This window comes from Croceibacter atlanticus HTCC2559, from assembly GCF_000196315.1.
Classification (GTDB): domain Bacteria; phylum Bacteroidota; class Bacteroidia; order Flavobacteriales; family Flavobacteriaceae; genus Croceibacter; species Croceibacter atlanticus.
Map to the genome: position 1 here is coordinate 219,651 of NC_014230.1, position 17,452 is coordinate 237,102.

A 17,452-nucleotide genomic window follows, 5' to 3' on the forward strand; every position below is an offset into this window, starting at 1 on the left:
ATATGGATATCCTTATTTGGATTTTAGTATTTCTACTCACTTTCTGCATAATGGAATTTATGGCCTGGTTTACCCATAAATATGTAATGCACGGATTTTTATGGAAACTACATAAAGATCACCATCATAAAGATCATAACAGTTGGTGGGAGCGAAACGATTTCTTCTTTATTTTTTACGCACTAGTAAGTATTGGTTGTTTTGTATCTTGGAGCTTTTATAACGTTTGGATAGGTCTTCCCATAGGTCTTGGTATATTTGCATATGGTGTGGCTTATTTTATGGTTCATGACATCTTTATACATCAGAGATTTAAACTTTTTAGAAATGCCAATAACTGGTATGCAAAAGGTATAAGACGCGCCCACAAAATACATCACAAACACTTAGGGAAAGAAAAGGGTGAATGTTTTGGTATGTTATTTCCACCACTTAAGTATTTTAATAGATCATAAGTAAATTGTATGAGCACCAAGTCTTTTGATTTCATCATTATTGGTGCAGGTTTATCTGGTCTTCATTTAGCTCATTCGTTTCTTAATGATCCTTTTTTTAAAGATTTTTCAATAGCTATAATTGATAAATCTTCTAAATCTAAAAACGACAAAACGTATTGCTTTTGGGAAAAAGGTAAGGGAAATTGGGATTCTATTCTAACAAAATCTTGGACTAGCGCATTAGTTTATGGTACATCTAAAAAAATAAATGTGCCCTTACTGCCTTATACGTACAAGATGGTAAAATCGTTGGATTTTTACAATTTTGTTTTAAGTGAGATTGAAGCTTCCAATACTATTCAGTTTTTTAAAGATGACGTACAATATGTTAATGAAGACAACATAGTCACTGTAACCTGCAATACTAATTCGTTTCAAGCCAAGCACGTCTTTGATAGTAGGGTTACTGAAGATTTCGAAAAAGACAAAACTGCTACTACTCTTTTACAACACTTTAAGGGATGTACTATAAGTACAAAAAAACCGACATTTAATCCTGAAGTCTTAACAATGATGGATTATAGGTTAACCTACAAGAACACCACTAGTTTTATGTATGTTTTGCCTATTACGCCTACTAAAGCTCTTATTGAATACACGTTCTTCTCACCAAGTTTAGTTGAAGACCATATTTATGATTCGCACTTAAAAACCTATATTTCTAATACCTTATCTATTACAGAATATACTATAATTGAATCTGAAAAAGGTATTATTCCTATGACAGATTACAAGTTTAAAAAACACCATACAGATGCCATTACCAAAATTGGAACTGCTGGTGGTTGGGTTAAAGGCTCAAGTGGTTATTCATTTAAAATGTCTGAAAAGAAATCGAAGAGAATTATTGAGAACATTAAAACTGGCAGTCATCCCACTAATGGGTTATACAACAACAAATTTGAGTTGTTTGATGTTATTTTCCTTAAAGTCTTAAAAGATGATAACAGTTACGGCCCTAAACTCTTTCAAGATTTTTACAGCAAGAATGAAATGGCAATAGCATTAAAGTTTTTAGATGAAGAAACTTCCTTTAATGAAGATTTAAAAATAGTGTGGAGCTTAAGATCATTTAAGTTTGTTAAAGCATTTTTTAAAACACTATTCAGGTTTAGATAGAAGCTCATCTAAAGTACTTCTAAACTTTTTACTATTCCAATTAGCACTACCTGTATGGTTTATAATTAGGTTGTCTTTAGCATCTAACACATAAGTGGTTGGTAGTTGATCACTGTTAAAAGCTTCAGGCAAGCTATTTGTACTTGTATAAAATGGCAATGTATAGTTGTGTTTTTCTGCAAAGGCTTTGGTAGTTTTGACATCCTCATTAGATAAAAACACAAATACCACATCGTCCTTGTAGTCATTATAAACATTTTGAAAACTTGGCATTTCTGCCACACAAGGCGGACACCAAGTAGCCCAGAAATTAACCACTAAAGGTTTGTTTATATGCTCTACCCTTAACACCATACCATTGGCATCAACTATCTCCCAATTAGATAAATTAACTTCTTTCGAAGTCTCTTCAATACTTGGTGAAAAAGCTAATAACTGTTGTGCAAACACCTGAATCTTAAATCTGGTTTGCGGTATTAAGAGTAACACAATAAAAAAAAGCAACAACACATTTTGCCATTGCTTTTTTAAGAATTTAAATATTGTTTTCAATCTACTTTATTTGCTGGGAAAGTCTTTCAATTTGATATTCTAACTGCTTAAGGTTAGATTCCATATGTTCAAACTTATCTGTTTCTACTTTTGTGTTAGTATTAACTTTGCTTGTAACCTTACCTTTTATTGAAAGAATTGCTTTAATTTCTTCGTTCTCTATTTTTATCGGGCTATAGTGTTTATTATCACTTTCTAAGTAGCAATAGCCGTATTCTTTCTTTACGCGCTTAGTAAGGAGACCTTTTTCTGTCCCTATTACAACTAATGAATTATCTGCAACATCTGAAATAGAATGTTGAGCTTCACAAATTAAGATATCATTTGGGTAAAATGTTGGTGTCATACTATCACCTTCTACTTCAAATAATAGGTGATTAGATGAAGATTTAAATCCTGGGATTCTATATCTGTCATATTCACTTTGTGAATGTGCTCCTTGCAGTTCATTTAAATTACCTGCAACAGCCTCAACATTTATAAAAGGAATAAAACCATTTTCAATATTCATATGAATAAGGTTAGTTTCTCCTTTGAGTATAAAATCTGTACTAACATCATATAACTTTGAAAGTGTAAGCACATGACCTATCATAACATTATTGTGTGCACTTTCAATTAAAGAGTAAGCACTTTGTGAAATGTTAAGTTTTTCTGCAATAAATTGTTGTGAGTATTTTTTTTCCTTACGTAATGATTTTATTCTTTGACCTATTGATGTCATCATCATGAGAGCATTAAGTTAGTGAATAACAAATTTAGGGATAAGCAGTAGTTTATGATTGCACATTAACATAATGAGATGACCTATATAAACTATTTAAACCAATTTTTAGTGCAATAAATTATTAATAAACATTTAATCGTTAATATTTAGCACATTGATGACAAAAGGAGTTATAGCGTATGATAGTTTAAGAATAATTTAAGATATATTTTTTGTTAAATTTTAACATTTCGAGGCAAAAACATAAAAGGCTGAACGATTAACGTTCAGCCTTTTATAAAATATATTAAACCAAAGGGCTTAAGACCTGTTCTGTTTTTTTATAAGATTTAATGCAGATCCTTCTTTATACCATTCAATTTGTGGAAGGTTGTAAGTGTGATTTGCTTTAATTGTATCCTTGCTACCATCTTCGTGAACTATCTCGATAGTTAATTGCTTATCTGGTGCAAAATCTTCTAAATCTATAAAGTTGAACGTATCATCTTCTTGTATTAAATCATAGTCAGCTTCATTTGCAAAAGTGATTCCTAACATACCTTGTTTCTTAAGGTTTGTTTCATGAATTCTTGCAAAAGATTTTACCAATACTACTTTCACACCAAGGTGTCTTGGCTCCATTGCAGCGTGCTCTCTAGAAGAACCTTCACCATAGTTATGATCTCCTACAACAACTGTTGGTATACCCTTTTCCTTGTAATGACGCTGTACTTTAGGCACGGCATCATACTCTCCGGTTAATTGGTCTTTCACAAAGTTTGTTTGCTTGTTGTAAGCATTTACAGCTCCGATAAGGCAGTTATTAGAAATATTATCTAAGTGACCTCTATAACGTAACCAAGGACCAGCCATACTAATATGGTCTGTAGTACATTTTCCAAATGCTTTAATTAGCAATTTAGCGTCTGTTAAGTTTTTACCATCCCAAGGCTCAAAAGGTGTTAATAGTTGTAAACGCTCACTATCTTCAGCAACTTTTACATCTACATCGCTACCATCTGAAACTGGCTCTACATAACCTGCATCTTCTACATCAAAACCTTTTGGAGGCAGTTCTATACCGCTAGGTACATCTAATTTTACCTCTTCACCATCTTCATTTAGAAGCGTATCGTTAAGTGGATCAAAATCTAAACGTCCTGAGATTGCAATTGCAGCCACCATTTCTGGAGATCCTACAAAGGCATGTGTATTAGGGTTACCATCTGCTCTTTTAGAGAAGTTTCTATTAAAAGAGTGCACTATAGTATTCTTTTCATCGCCTTTTAAATCACTACGATCCCATTGCCCAATACAAGGTCCACAGGCATTTGTAAAGATTGTTGCATTAAGGTCTTCAAATATCTTAAGAATACCATCACGCTCTGCTGTGTAACGTATTTGCTCTGAACCTGGATTAATACCAAAGTCAGACTTTGCTACTATCTTCTTATCTACAGCTTGTTTAGCTATAGATGCAGCTCTAGTTAAATCTTCATAAGATGAGTTTGTACAAGATCCTATAAGACCCCAATCTACTTTAATTGGCCAGTCGTTCTTTTTAGCCTTGTCTTTCATTTCTGAAACAGGTGTCGCTAAATCTGGAGTAAAAGGTCCGTTTAGGTGAGGACGTAACTCGTCAAGATTTATTTCGATTACCTCATCAAAATAATCTTCTGGAGTTTCATAAACTTCAGGATCTGCAGTAAGGTAATCTTTAACAGCGTTAGCAGCATCTGCCACATCACTTCTGTCTGTCGCTCTAAGGAAACGCTCCATAGATTCGTCATAACCAAATGTTGATGTTGTTGCACCAACTTCTGCACCCATATTACAAATAGTTCCTTTACCAGTACAGCTCATAGATTTTGCGCCTGGCCCAAAGTATTCAATAATTGCGCCTGTTCCTCCTTTTACGGTAAGAATACCAGCAACCTTTAAGATAACATCTTTAGCAGCTGTCCAACCATTAAGTTTCCCGGTTAGCTTTACACCTATAAGTTTTGGAAACTTAAGTTCCCAAGGCATACCAGCCATAACATCGACAGCATCTGCACCACCAACACCAATAGCTACCATTCCTAAACCACCAGCGTTAACTGTGTGAGAGTCTGTACCAATCATCATTCCTCCAGGAAATGCATAATTTTCTAATACTACTTGGTGAATAATACCTGCACCTGGTTTCCAGAAGCCAATACCATATTTTTTAGATACAGATTCAAGAAAATCAAAAACCTCATTACTTGTTTCGTTAGCTCGTTTTAAATCTGCTTTAGCTCCTTGCTTTGCCTGTATAAGGTGATCACAATGTACTGTAGTAGGCACTGCCACATTAGGTTTTCCAGCTTGCATGAATTGCAAAAGCGCCATTTGCGCTGTAGCATCTTGACAAGCTATACGGTCTGGTGCAAAGTCTACATAATCTTTAGATCTAGTAAATGCTTGAGTTGCATTACCGTCCCAAAGGTGACTGTAAAGTATTTTTTCTGAAAGTGTTAAGGGCTTACCAACAACCTCACGTGCTTTATCTACACGTTCCGTCATTTGGTCATAGACCTTTTTTATCATGTCAATATCGAATGCCATAGTGTGAGTGTGTTTATTTTTTGAAGTCTTGCGAAAATACGGAAATACAAAGACATTTAAAAGTTTAATGCCAGTATTGCAATTTATCTAATTTTCATAAAGACTTATTATGAAATTACAGATTTATTATAACCTAACTTAAGGATGTATTGAATATTTGACATATTATTAAGGTCTTCAGAATTTTACCCTAATTCTTTATATATCATTAAAGTATAGATAAAGAATAACAAACAGTTAGTTTCCTAAAATAAGTCTTTTATAATCTGCTCTATAGATATGCCTTCTGCTTCTGCTTTGTAGTTTCTTATCATTCTATGCCTAAGAATACCTGTTGCAACTGCTTGTACGTCTTCAATATCTGGAGAATATTTCCCTCTAGTGGCTGCGTGTGTCTTTGCAGCTAAAATTAAGTTTTGGGAAGCTCTTGGTCCTGCACCCCAATCTACAAACTCTTGTACAAGATTAGAGGCTTCTGAAGATTTAGGACGTGTTTTTCCAACAATTTTAACTGCATACTCTATAACATTATCAGCTACAGGTATGCGCCTTATAAGTTGTTGAAAATCTATAATTTCTTGTGCCGTAAATAAAGGGTTAACTGTTGCTTTATGGTCTCCAGTAGTTGCCTTTACAACATCTACCTCTTCCTGAAAACTTGGGTAATCTAAATTTATAGAGAACATGAAACGGTCTAACTGTGCTTCTGGTAAAGGGTAAGTACCTTCTTGCTCAATCGGGTTTTGAGTTGCCAATACAAAATAAGGCAAGCTTAAAGGGTAATTGGTTCCTGCAACTGTTACAGAACGCTCTTGCATTGCTTCCAAAAGTGCTGCTTGTGTTTTAGGAGGCGTTCTGTTAATTTCATCTGCAAGTATGATATTAGAGAATACTGGTCCTTTTAAAAACTTAAATTCTCTGTTTTTATCTAAAATTTCAGATCCTAAAATATCACTTGGCATAAGGTCTGGCGTAAACTGAATACGCTTAAAATCTAAACCAAGGGCTTGAGAAATGGTATTTACCATTAACGTTTTAGCTAAACCTGGAACACCAACAAGAAGCGCGTGCCCTCCAGAAAATATAGAAATTAATATTTCCTCGATGACTTGTTCTTGACCAACAATAACTTTTGCTATTTCTTTTTTTAGTTGGGTATGTTTTTCAACGAGGTGTTTAACAGCTGAAACGTCTGACATATTTTAATTTTGTTTTAACCAGTCACTAGCAAAATCACAATTTCTGTAATCGCCATTTATTTTAATGTAAGTATCGTCAATTTTTTCTTCTTGCCAAGCTTCAATGGCCTTTAATTGTTTTTCCTTAAGTGCTAGTTCTTTAATTTTCAAGTAATCTTGCGCATAATCTGCAATGTGCTCTTCATACCTATCTGTAACTGTCATTATCTTAAATTTCTTACGGCCTACTCTATCTTCTTCAGTTAAAATAGGAGAAATTTCATTTTCATCAAGATTAACCACTTGGTTGTAAATTGTAGGATCAATCTTTGTAAGTTCAAATCTTGTATCTCCAGTTGCAGGATTAATTAACTGTCCGCCATCTTGCTTTGTCTCTTCTTCTGTTGAGAATTGAACTGCAGCATCTTCAAAAGTAATAGTTCCTTTATTAATTTCAGTTTTTAAACTGTCTATTTGTTTTCTGGCAGCGTTTACACTTTCTGGTGTTGTATCTGGTACTAAAAGTACTTGTCTTACATCTACAGTTTGTCCTCTTATCTTATCGACCATAAGGATATGAAATCCAAATTCTGTTTCGAAAGGCTCACTAATTTCACCTTCTTGTAAACTAAAAGCAGCATCTTTAAATTCTTTTACAAATGGGTCTTTACGTGTTAAAGAGTATTGACCACCATTAGCTCTAGATCCTGTATCTTGTGAATACAATACCGCTTTGGTAGCAAAACTTGCTCCATTATCTAATACATCTCTACGCATTTCATTTAGACGATCTATAACGCGTTGGCGTTCTGCTTGTGGTATTTCTGGCTGAATTATAATTTGAGCGATTTCAATTTCGTCTCCAAACAAGGGCCTGTCTTCTTTAGGGATACCGTTAAAGTATTCTCTTACTTCTTCAGGTGTAATCTCAATACCATCTACAATTGAGCGTTGCATTTCTCCAGCTAACTTATTTTGCTTATTAATCTCAAAAAGCTCTGCTCTAAATTCGCCTTCATTATCTTTTTGATAAAAATTAAGAACCTTTTCCATTGTTCCTAATTGACGTTTCATATAATCTATTTGCTGATCTACGTAAGCATTTACCTCAGCATCATTTACCATAATACTATCTATTACGGCGTGGTGTGCATAAAGCTTATCTTCCAGAAGTTTCCCTGTTAAATTGCAGCGTGTTATATCCTGAACAGAAATACCTTGACTTTTTAGCTCTATATATGCCTTATCTATATCACTATCTAAAACTACGTACTCTCCAACTACTGCAGCTACGCCATCTACCTTAAATTTCTTGAAGGGCTTTTTTACAGTGTCTTGAACTGCGGCTGTTTCTGTAACAGCTGTGCTAGATTCTGTAACTATAACTTGCTTAGTCTGTACCGCTGTACTATCTGATGTTGTTTCCTGAGCAGTTAGTGATACTGTAGCGCCTATTAGTGCTGCCACAGTTAAATATTTAGTTGAAAATCTCAAATTCATTATTTTTAATTGCATCCTTCGTTATATCTGTTCTTAAGTTTTTTATCAATTCTTGTTTCCTCTTGTTAAGTATAATCTGCTCAACCGTTGGTTTTATATAAGATAGTGGTGCTTGTTCTCCACGTTCTTTAATATCCTTAATATATATTAAATAGACGCCAAGAGAATCTTTAAGTTGCACATATCTATCTGCAGTGTTTAATTGCCATGGTTGCGCTTCTTTTAACACTGGCAAATCCTCTAAAAGTTGTCTGGATTCTCTCCAAATTGAATCATTAAGGTTGTATTGAGGATACTCCACAACACTATTCATTAAAGATTGTTTGTCTTCACTATTAAATCTTGCTATTTCTCGCTTTACTTGATTTATAGATGATGAACCATCTGGCAGCCTTACATATCTTAGTTTATATAATGTTTCATTTAGACTAAAAGCTGTACTATTAGCCTCAAAATATTCTTTAACTTGATTTTCTGTAATAACAGAATCTATTTTCTTTACCACCATTGCATCTGTATAAGCCTTGGTGTAAAGTTGATTCTTATAATCATCTACCAACTTATCAAATTTTTTCTGGCGCTCTAAATTCAAATTAAGTTTTGCTCTGTCTATTAAAAGCTGCTGAGTTGCCCAACGGTCTATATAATTATTTACAATTACAGTGCTATCTTCTTTAGATGTTGTTGCGGTTGTTAGATTAGAAATGTCTTCTCTATACAAAAAGCTTTTGTTTACACGCGCCACGACTTCACGCTCATCTTCAGGGCCAAAGTCAAAATTAAAATAATCACAACTTTGCAGTAAAAATACACCGCAAAAAATAGCTAGTATGTAATTTAATTTAGTCTTCAAGCTTTGTTTTTATAAGGTTTACTGTATCATCATTAATATTTACAGAATATTTTGTTCTTAATGCCGCAATCCAGTTTTTCTCTAAATAATCTTGATAGTCACTTACAATAGTTCCTTTAGCTTCTTTAAAAGTTTTAGGACCAGCAGGTAACACATCTTTAATGTTTACTACAGTGTAATAATTGTCTTCTTCATACACTTTAGAAATACCTTGCTTAATTTTTAATTTTTTAGGCAATACCTCATCTTCTACATTAAACGTACCATTAGAAAATAAGGTGGTCATAGATTCATCACTATTAATTTGTGATTTAACATCAACTTCAGAAACACCTTTCTTCATTAAATTTCTAACTTTTTTGGCGTCTGTTTTATTATTAACCTTAGCCATAGTAACGTTTACGCGTTTATCCCAAAGGTAATTTTGTTTGTTAGTCTCGTAATAAGTTTTTAATCCTAAAGTGTCTTTTTTTGCTTTATTCCAAATGTTCATTTCCATAAGATCGAACAACAAAAGACCATCTCTATATTCTGAAACAATATTAGAGAACTCTTTATCTTCCTGTTCCAAATGATCACGGTGATAGGCCAACACCTTACCATCTACATATTCTTTTAACCAATTGTTTATAGCAGTATTTTTATCGCCACTTAAGCCTTTATTTACCTGTTTATTATAAATGAATTTTGCGAAATCTCTATACTTAAATACAGAATCTCTTAATTTAAATAATGGTTGATCTAATGTGCTGTTATCTGAAATAGCCCAATTTCCATCTTTTACGTCTTTAGTGACATAAGCGCTAAAGAAAGATTTAGCTTCAGAAAAATCACCAATAGAATAATGATCCTTTAAGCCAGCAACCAAAGCATCACTAATTAAGTTTGCTCTAGAGTCTTTTGTTACTTTTTTCTCTAATTCTCCACGCATCTCGTTAAAACTAGGAATAGGAAACCTATCAATAAGTTTTATAATATGCCAGCCGTATTGAGTTTCGAACGGCTCTGTAACTTGTCCTGCTTTTGTTAATGAAAATGCTTTTTTCTCAAAAACTTCAGAATTTAGCTTTCCACTACCAAATCTATCTAATTTTCCTTCTCGCCTAGCTGAATTCCTATCATCACTAAATTGTTTAGCAAGCACACCAAAGTCTTCTCCTTGCTTTACTTTTAAATACAATTCTTCAATCCTGTCTTTTGGATTAAAAACGGTGTCTTTAGGTTTTGGCGATACCATTATATGGGCAACTTCAACTTCACCAGCAGATGCTCTTCTATCATTAACTTTTAAGATATGATAGCCAAATCTTGTTCTAAAAGGTTCAGACACATCTCCAACTGGAACTGTATACGCTTGCTCTTCAAAGGCGTAAACCATCTTAAGAGCAGTAAACCATCCTAGTTCACCTCCATTTTTCTTAGCAGAAGGATCTTCAGAATAAGTTTTTGCTAAAGTTTCAAAAGACCTACCATTTACAGCTTTCTCTCTAATATCTTTAATCTTAGAATATGCTTTTAATGTATCTTCTGGCGTAGCATTTTGATTTACTCTTATTAATATATGACTGGCGTTAACTTCATTTACAGTACGATCATAAGCTTCTTGAACTAATGCTTCTGAAACATTATTATCTGTTAAGAAGTTACGTGCAAACTGGTTTCTGTATGTTTTAAACTCTCGTTGAAACTTAAGTGTAGTATCTAATCCTTGCTCATAGGCTTCACGTAGTTTTAACCTATAATCTATAAAAAGCTTTAAATATTCATCGACATCCTTTTGAGACTCATCTTGAACTAAATCTAAATTTTTTTGATAAACCCTAACAAAATCAGATGCGTAAACTGGCTCACCATCTAAAGTCATTATTATCTGTTTATCTAATTCTTGCGCAATTGTGTTGCCCGCAATAAGTAAGCAAAACACAAATAAGAACCGATATAATTTCATAAATGCGTGTTTAATTTAAGCAATGTCCGCAAAAATAATAAACTCAAGCGGTTTTCAACTCTTTTGTTATAACGAAATTACACTCCATAACGTATATGGTTGCTCTAATCATTATTCTACATTATATTAGTGCACAATAAACTAAAAACTACATGAAATATAGCTCTCAAATAATTATAGAATTGCCACGAGAAAAAACCATCTCCATATTTGATAATGCTGAGAACATGAAGCATTGGCAAAGAGGACTTATACACTACAAACAGCTTAGTGGTGATTTTGGTGCAGAAGGCGCCAAAATGCAACTAGACTATAAAATGGGAAAACGGGAACTTACAATGATTGAAACTATTATTAAAAACGATCTTCCTGATTTGCTCATTACATCTTATGACACCAAAGGCGTTTATAATATTCAAACAAATCGTTTTGAAATTACTTCTAACGGGCATACTAAGTGGACATCTGAATCTGAGTTCCGTTTTAACAACTTAATGATGAAAATTATGGGGTTTCTTATGCCAGGCGCATTTAAAAAACAATCTTTAAAATATATGAAAGATTTTAAAGCCTTTGCAGAAGACAATAAAAGTGTATTAGATTAATTTTGTGTGCTAAAACTAAACTTTGTTAGCGGCATATTATTTGAAACACTCTAAACGTTATCAAAACAAACATAAATTACCATGAAAAAATTGTTAGTCTTAATTACGGTTCTATCTAGCATATCACTTTTTTCTCAAAATGCTATAAACCAATTTGACAGTAATGGAAAACGTCATGGGTTATGGAAAAAAACGTACGAAGGATATGACCAATTAAGATATCAAGGTACTTTTGAGCACGGAAAAGAAGTTGGTGAGTTTATGTTTTACAAGCCAAAATATGGCAAACAGCCTTCTGCTATCAAAACATATTCAAAAGATACAGACCTTGTCTTGGTATCTTATTTTACAAAAAAGGGAAAACTTATAAGTAAAGGGCAATTAAAAGATAGGCTAAGGACTGGTAAATGGGAGTATTATCACAATAACACAGACGCTATTATGATGATAGAACATTATAAAGACGATAAGCTTCACGGAAAAAAAACTGCATATTTCGATAACGGAAATATTACAGAGGAATACAATTATATTAACGGTAATAAAGAAGGAGACTACAAACTTTACTCACTTAACGGTGTTTTGCTACAACACCTTAATTACAAAAATAATGAGCTACACGGCGCGGCACTATTTTATAACGGTAAAGGTGAAGTAACAAAAAAAGGTCAATATAAAAATGGTAGAAAAGACGGTTACTGGCAATATTATGACCAAGGAAATTTAACTGAAGAAATTTTCTTTCCTATTAACACCTCTAGAAAGAAAGGTTAGAACGCAATTTTCGACTCTATTTTGTAATTTTGCAAACTAAATTTAGAAAGTCATTTGCGCTTTGCAAATTGCTCTAAATTATTACAACTTAATATGAAAAGTGTAGTAGTAGGACTTAGTGGTGGTGTAGACAGTAGTGTTTCTGCATATTTACTTAAAGAACAAGGTTATGAGGTTATTGGCTTGTTTATGAAAAACTGGCATGATGATACTGTAACCATAAGTGATGAGTGCCCTTGGCTGGATGACAGTAATGATGCTATGCTTGTAGCCGAAAAATTAGGTATACCATTTCAAACTGTAGATTTAAGCGAAGAGTACAAAGAACGTATAGTTGACTATATGTTTAATGAATACAAAAACGGACGCACCCCAAATCCAGATGTGCTTTGTAATCGTGAAATTAAGTTTGATGTCTTTATGAAGATTGCAATGTCTTTAGGAGCAGACTATGTAGCCACAGGACATTATTGCAGAAAAAGCAGTATAGAAAAGGATGGTGAAACCATTTACCAATTATTGTCTGGAAAAGATAATAATAAAGACCAATCTTACTTTTTATGTCAACTTTCTCAAGAGCAATTATCTAAAACATTATTTCCAATTGGTGAGTTGCAAAAGAGTGAAGTAAGAAAAATTGCAGCTGAGCAAGATTTAGTTACCGCAGACAAAAAAGACTCTCAAGGTCTTTGTTTTATAGGAAAAGTAAGGCTTCCAGATTTCTTGCAACAACAATTAAAACCTAAGGAAGGAGATATCGTAGAGATTGACTCAACTTTAGACCAATACGCAAAAGACACTAAAGAAGACTTTAATACAACTGAAGAAGAGTTGGCTTACCTGTCTAAAAAGTTTACATATAATTTTGAAGATGGTAAAGTAGTTGGCAAACACCAAGGTGCACATTATTTTACAAAAGGACAACGTAAAGGTTTAGGTGTAGGCGGTACTCCAGAACCATTATTTGTAATTGATACAGATGTAGAAGAAAACATTATATACACAGGCCAAGGAAAACAGCATCCAGGTTTATATAGGCGAGGCCTTTTTGTTAGCCCTCATGAAATACATTGGATTCGTGAAGATTTAAAACTTGATACAGGTGACACTATGAATGTTATGGCACGTATCAGGTATCGTCAAACTTTAGAAAAAGCAACATTACACCAAACCGAACACGGCTTATATGTAATTTTCGACAACCCTCAATCTGCCATTGCAGAAGGACAATTTGTAGCTTGGTATCAAGACGAAGAACTTATTGGTAGCGGTGTAATATCTTAAAATATATTTATGACAACTAACAGAATCACAGAGCTTTTCAATATAAAATACCCTATTATTCAAGGTGGCATGATATGGGCAAGCGGCTGGAAACTAGCAAGTGCTGTTAGTAATGCGGGTGGACTTGGCCTTATTGGCTCAGGCTCTATGTATCCAGAAGTATTAAGAGAGCACATTCAAAAATGTAAGAAAGCAACAGACAAGCCTTTTGGAGTTAACATTCCTCTACTTTATCCTAATATGGAGGAAATTGTTCAAATTATTATAGATGAAGGTGTAAAGATTGTTTTTTCATCTGCTGGAAATCCAAAAACATGGACTTCTCATTTGCAGTCTCACGGTATCACTGTTGTTCACGTGGTTAGTAGCGTAAAGTTTGCTTTAAAAGCTCAAGAAGCTGGCGTAAATGCCGTAGTAGCAGAAGGTTTTGAAGCAGGCGGACATAATGGTAGAGAAGAGACAACTACTTTAGCATTAATACCAATGGTAAAAGAACAATTAGACATCCCATTAATTGCTGCTGGTGGTATTGCAAACGGAAAAAGTATGCTCTCAGTTATGATATTAGGAGCAGATGGTGTACAAGTTGGAAGTCGATTTGTAGCTACACCCGAAGCATCTTCCCACCAAAACTTTAAAGATTTAGTTCTAAAAGCAAAAGAAGGCGACACACAATTAACGCTTAAGGAACTTGCACCTGTAAGAATGCTGAAAAATAAATTCTTCAACCAAGTTATAGAGCTTTATAGCAAAAACCCTTCTAAAGAAGATTTAATTGAATTATTAGGCAGAGCTAGAGCTAAAAAAGGAATGTTTGAAGGTGATCTAGATGATGGCGAACTAGAAATTGGACAAATTTCAGGGCTAATTCACGATATAAAACCTGCAGGGAAAATTGTTGAAGACATGGTTTCAGAATTTAAAATAGCTAAAGAAATGTTACCTACTTTTTAGCGTACTCTTTTAATTTATCCAGCTCTTTTGCAATATGTGCTTGCCATTTCATTTCAGCTTGAGAATTCATGCTATGGGCGCTTTCTAAATCAAATTCACCTTGCATCTTAACACGCTCAAGCTCTATATCATTATAAAGCTTTTGTAAATCTTTTCTAATATTTCTACCTGGCTTATAAGCCTGCATAGCTTTTCTTAGCTTACGGGCGTGAATTTCGCTTATATCAAAATGTGCTTGCTCGTGCTTTAAAAGCTTATCTGTCTTATGATCTGGATGCACCCAAGATCCATTAGGATAAAATGTACTATATACTTCGTATTGTAAATCTACTTCGCCATTTGTAGTTTTATAAGACCACGTATATGAAAAGCCAGAATTTGTATTAGCATGAAATTCTGAGTCGTAAACTGGAGCGCCTTTAAAATCACTCCAAGTTAATACCGGATGATCATCATAGGATATTTTTTGTTGGGTATACCCAAGTGACACCATACCCAAAAGTAAAAAGACCGCTAAAGTTTTAAAATTACCCATATACAAATGATATGTTTTTTTCAATATCTGGATGTAAACTAAAGTGCACTGGGCACGTATTTGCTGTATGCTCTAAAATGCTTTTAGTTTTTTCGTCGTAAGATTTAGGCAGTTTAATAACCATATCTATCTTAGAAATCCTTCTAGGATTACTAGCCATAATTTTCACAACTTCTGCAGTAGCATTAATCATATCTACATTAAGTTGATCTGCTTTAATTCCCATAACGGTAAGCATACAACTCGCAAGTGCTGTAACTACAGTATCGGTTGGAGAAAACGCTTCACCTTTACCATTATTATCTGTAGGTGCATCTGTTATAAACGTGTTACCGCTTTTAATATGCTCACAAGTAGTTCTTAAGTTACCATTATAGGTTATCTTACTAGTCATTATTCTACAGGTTTTAGGGTAAGGTTTTCTCCATATTGCATAATATAGATCCCGTTATTCATATAGCCACTTATACCGTTTTCAACATAACTAAATTTGTTTTCAATGTACTCTGTAGCTATATTATTTTCTAACGATTCCATGTAAGTGTCTGAATTTGCCAACCTCAACAACGTATCATACATAATATCATAACCACGCACTGCATATTTATTAGGAGCAATACCGTATTTAGCATTATAATCTATTATGAATTTGGCTTTATTCTCATAATCAAATTCTTTATCTACTGAAGGAAAAGTAAATTTAAGATTACTTAAATGATCGTTTGAAACATCTTCACTATCAAACGCAGATGTTTTCTCCAAAGCAAATAGTTGTATGTTATGTTTAGAACGGTAAGCGTTTAAATACGATAAAAGATTACTTAATAATGCTACATCTTCTGTAGCTACAATAAACCAATTGTCTTTTCCACTTACCAATTGCTTGCTTACATCATTTTGATACACAAAATTGTCTTCTTGCTTTTTTAAAGTTGAAGCAGTTGGAAATTTAGATGTTATAAGAGATTTAATAGATGATGCATTATCATCTGCCAAAATAACTATGTTTTGGTCTGTATGCATAGCTTCAAGATAACTAAGCATAACCTCGTGTAACATATCATCTGTAGGGCGAGACTGTATAAGGTTTTCTCTTCCGTTAGCTTTTCTACTCGACAATGGTGAAATTACCGGAATGTCTTTTCTGTTAAGTAATGCAGAAGCTTCCTCAACCGTACTATTTAAAAGCGGTCCTACAACTACATCTACATCATTAAAGTTATTATCATTTATAATAGCTCTTACTTTAGATGTGCTTTGTTCTGTATCAAAAACTCTTAGGGTCGTACTCAACCCTTTTTGTTTTCCTTCTTCCAATGCAACCAAGGCACCACTATAAAAATCTAATGAAATACGCATAACACGATCTCTCTTAATGCGCTCTTCTGTATTTGAAAGCGAATCGTTTGTAATCTTATGACTATTAAATGGTAATAATAATGCTACAGTTTTAGCATCGTAGTTTCTAATAGACGCTTCTAGGTTAACAAGCTCATCATTACCAAATGCAATACTAGTATTCTTCTTAGGAATTTTTATAATCATTCCTACTTTTAGTCCTTCTTCTAATTTAGGATTTAGTGCAATTAATGAGTCTTCAGAAATATTGAAACGCTGCTCTAACCTAAAGAAGTTCTCTTTCGGTTTAACTTCATAAAATGTAAATCGTTCATCTGTAATTACAGTGCTTTCGGTAGAAGCTTCGCCTTTTACATTTAATACTTGTCCTGGTTGTATAGGTTCTTCCATATCAGGATTCATAGCTTCTAACTCGGCTATGGTCATCCCATATTTTCTAGAGATCCCGTATTTCCCTTCTTTAGCTTGAACGGTGTGGGTTGTTTTCCCAGAAGGTGTTCTTACAATTTTAACAACAGGTTCTTCTTTAATTATAAACCTAGGATCATCAACAGTTTGAGTATCTGAAATAACAACATTTGGATACACAGGTATTCTTATTTTGTCCTTTCGTTTTAATTGCTCGGCATACAACCATTTATTGTACCTCTTAATCTCATCTACAGTAACATTATACTCTTTAGATAAACTGTATAAGGTTTCCTTACGCTTTACTTTATGTGTTTTAAAGGTTTTTGGCGTGCGGTCTTGCGAGTTTGCCGTATTGTTTTGAGCAGAAGTGCTTTTAGGGATCACTAAAACAGCACCTTTTCTCAATCCATTTTTAGCATCTGGATTAAACCTATATATTTCTTGAATTGTAGTATTAAAACGCTTAGCCAAACTAGTGGCAGTATCGTCTTGATTAACTGTATATGTCAAAAATTCTTGTGCATTCGTTTGTAAATTGAATGCTAAAAAGAAGATTAGACTGGCTAGGATTGTTTTCATATTATAATT

16 protein-coding genes are annotated in these 17,452 nt (G+C 33.7%); 6 read left to right on the forward strand and 10 right to left on the reverse strand.

Features of this window, described 5'->3' with window-relative positions:
• Positions 1–2: 2 nt before the first annotated feature.
• Positions 3–455, forward strand: a complete 453-nt coding sequence (locus tag CA2559_RS00935; RefSeq protein ID WP_013185954.1) for a sterol desaturase family protein — start codon at positions 3–5, stop codon at positions 453–455.
• A 9-nt stretch (positions 456–464) separates the two neighbouring features.
• Complete coding sequence (locus tag CA2559_RS00940) at positions 465–1,616, forward strand: lycopene cyclase family protein (protein WP_013185955.1); 1,152 nt, start codon at positions 465–467, stop codon at positions 1,614–1,616.
• Here the strand turns inward: CA2559_RS00940 and CA2559_RS00945 are convergent.
• The 7 genes from CA2559_RS00945 to CA2559_RS00975 form a co-directional block, all read right to left on the reverse strand.
• Positions 1,599–2,168, reverse strand: a complete 570-nt coding sequence (locus tag CA2559_RS00945; RefSeq protein ID WP_013185956.1) for a TlpA family protein disulfide reductase — start codon at positions 2,166–2,168, stop codon at positions 1,599–1,601. The genes CA2559_RS00940 and CA2559_RS00945 overlap by 18 nt on opposite strands.
• 1 nt (position 2,169) lies before the next feature.
• Positions 2,170–2,898, reverse strand: coding sequence for an XRE family transcriptional regulator (locus CA2559_RS00950; RefSeq protein ID WP_041240841.1), 729 nt, complete (start codon positions 2,896–2,898; stop codon positions 2,170–2,172).
• A 297-nt stretch (positions 2,899–3,195) separates the two neighbouring features.
• Positions 3,196–5,463, reverse strand: coding sequence for an aconitate hydratase (locus tag CA2559_RS00955; protein WP_013185958.1), 2,268 nt, complete (start codon positions 5,461–5,463; stop codon positions 3,196–3,198).
• 245 nt (positions 5,464–5,708) lie between these two features.
• Entirely contained in the window at positions 5,709–6,662 is a 954-nt protein-coding gene (locus CA2559_RS00960; protein ID WP_013185959.1) for an AAA family ATPase, read from the reverse strand.
• 3 nt (positions 6,663–6,665) lie between these two features.
• On the reverse strand, positions 6,666–8,156 hold the full coding sequence (locus CA2559_RS00965; protein ID WP_013185960.1) for a peptidylprolyl isomerase: 1,491 nt from the start codon (positions 8,154–8,156) through the stop codon (positions 6,666–6,668).
• Complete coding sequence (locus CA2559_RS00970; protein WP_013185961.1) at positions 8,119–8,994, reverse strand: hypothetical protein; 876 nt, start codon at positions 8,992–8,994, stop codon at positions 8,119–8,121. The genes CA2559_RS00965 and CA2559_RS00970 overlap by 38 nt, the downstream gene beginning before the upstream one ends.
• Positions 8,984–10,942 carry a peptidylprolyl isomerase gene (locus CA2559_RS00975; protein WP_013185962.1) on the reverse strand — a complete coding sequence of 653 codons (1,959 nt, stop codon included), beginning with the start codon at positions 10,940–10,942 and terminating at the stop codon, positions 8,984–8,986. Before CA2559_RS00975 ends, CA2559_RS00970 begins: the two co-directional genes overlap by 11 nt.
• 152 nt (positions 10,943–11,094) lie before the next feature.
• On the opposite strand from CA2559_RS00975, the gene CA2559_RS00980 reads away from it, so the two are divergent.
• The 4 genes from CA2559_RS00980 to CA2559_RS00995 all read left to right on the forward strand — a co-directional run bounded on the left by CA2559_RS00980 (position 11,095) and on the right by CA2559_RS00995 (position 14,559).
• Positions 11,095–11,547 (forward strand): SRPBCC family protein, encoded by a 453-nt coding sequence (locus tag CA2559_RS00980; RefSeq protein WP_013185963.1) that lies wholly within the window; start codon positions 11,095–11,097, stop codon positions 11,545–11,547.
• Between the two features lie 81 nt (positions 11,548–11,628).
• On the forward strand, positions 11,629–12,321 hold the full coding sequence (locus tag CA2559_RS00985) for a toxin-antitoxin system YwqK family antitoxin (protein WP_013185964.1): 693 nt from the start codon (positions 11,629–11,631) through the stop codon (positions 12,319–12,321).
• Positions 12,322–12,414: 93 nt separating this feature from the next.
• Positions 12,415–13,605, forward strand: coding sequence for a tRNA 2-thiouridine(34) synthase MnmA (gene mnmA / locus CA2559_RS00990; RefSeq protein WP_013185965.1), 1,191 nt, complete (start codon positions 12,415–12,417; stop codon positions 13,603–13,605).
• 9 nt (positions 13,606–13,614) lie between these two features.
• Positions 13,615–14,559 carry an NAD(P)H-dependent flavin oxidoreductase gene (locus CA2559_RS00995; RefSeq protein ID WP_013185966.1) on the forward strand — a complete coding sequence of 315 codons (945 nt, stop codon included), beginning with the start codon at positions 13,615–13,617 and terminating at the stop codon, positions 14,557–14,559.
• On the opposite strand, the gene CA2559_RS01000 is transcribed toward CA2559_RS00995, so the two are convergent.
• From CA2559_RS01000 to CA2559_RS01010, 3 genes are read right to left on the reverse strand one after another with little or no spacing between them, the layout of a single operon-like run.
• Positions 14,549–15,094: a DUF922 domain-containing protein gene (locus CA2559_RS01000; RefSeq protein ID WP_013185967.1), complete on the reverse strand. Its 546-nt coding sequence runs from the start codon at positions 15,092–15,094 to the stop codon at positions 14,549–14,551. The two genes, CA2559_RS00995 and CA2559_RS01000, sit on opposite strands and share 11 nt — an antisense overlap.
• Positions 15,087–15,488: an OsmC family protein gene (locus CA2559_RS01005; protein WP_013185968.1), complete on the reverse strand. Its 402-nt coding sequence runs from the start codon at positions 15,486–15,488 to the stop codon at positions 15,087–15,089. Before CA2559_RS01005 ends, CA2559_RS01000 begins: the two co-directional genes overlap by 8 nt.
• The gene (locus CA2559_RS01010; protein WP_013185969.1) at positions 15,488–17,443 is read right to left on the reverse strand and encodes an amino acid ABC transporter substrate-binding protein; all 1,956 of its coding nucleotides are present in this window, start codon (positions 17,441–17,443) and stop codon (positions 15,488–15,490) included. The genes CA2559_RS01005 and CA2559_RS01010 overlap by 1 nt, the downstream gene beginning before the upstream one ends.
• Positions 17,444–17,452: the final 9 nt, after the last annotated feature.

Bases quoted from the DNA above. Each gene is read 5' to 3' on its own strand.
- mnmA (WP_013185965.1), top strand. From the start codon at position 12,415: ATGAAAAGTGTAGTAGTAGGACTTAGTGGTGGTGTAGACAGTAGTGTT.
- CA2559_RS01000 (WP_013185967.1), bottom strand. From the start codon at position 15,094: ATGGGTAATTTTAAAACTTTAGCGGTCTTTTTACTTTTGGGTATGGTG.
- CA2559_RS00985 (WP_013185964.1), top strand. From the start codon at position 11,629: ATGAAAAAATTGTTAGTCTTAATTACGGTTCTATCTAGCATATCACTT.
- CA2559_RS01005 (WP_013185968.1), bottom strand. From the start codon at position 15,488: ATGACTAGTAAGATAACCTATAATGGTAACTTAAGAACTACTTGTGAG.
- CA2559_RS00955 (WP_013185958.1), bottom strand. From the start codon at position 5,463: ATGGCATTCGATATTGACATGATAAAAAAGGTCTATGACCAAATGACG.
- CA2559_RS00940 (WP_013185955.1), top strand. From the start codon at position 465: ATGAGCACCAAGTCTTTTGATTTCATCATTATTGGTGCAGGTTTATCT.
- CA2559_RS00950 (WP_041240841.1), bottom strand. From the start codon at position 2,898: ATGATGATGACATCAATAGGTCAAAGAATAAAATCATTACGTAAGGAA.
- CA2559_RS00935 (WP_013185954.1), top strand. From the start codon at position 3: ATGGATATCCTTATTTGGATTTTAGTATTTCTACTCACTTTCTGCATA.
- CA2559_RS00965 (WP_013185960.1), bottom strand. From the start codon at position 8,156: ATGCAATTAAAAATAATGAATTTGAGATTTTCAACTAAATATTTAACT.
- CA2559_RS00960 (WP_013185959.1), bottom strand. From the start codon at position 6,662: ATGTCAGACGTTTCAGCTGTTAAACACCTCGTTGAAAAACATACCCAA.
- CA2559_RS00980 (WP_013185963.1), top strand. From the start codon at position 11,095: ATGAAATATAGCTCTCAAATAATTATAGAATTGCCACGAGAAAAAACC.
- CA2559_RS00975 (WP_013185962.1), bottom strand. From the start codon at position 10,942: ATGAAATTATATCGGTTCTTATTTGTGTTTTGCTTACTTATTGCGGGC.
- CA2559_RS01010 (WP_013185969.1), bottom strand. From the start codon at position 17,443: ATGAAAACAATCCTAGCCAGTCTAATCTTCTTTTTAGCATTCAATTTA.
- CA2559_RS00995 (WP_013185966.1), top strand. From the start codon at position 13,615: ATGACAACTAACAGAATCACAGAGCTTTTCAATATAAAATACCCTATT.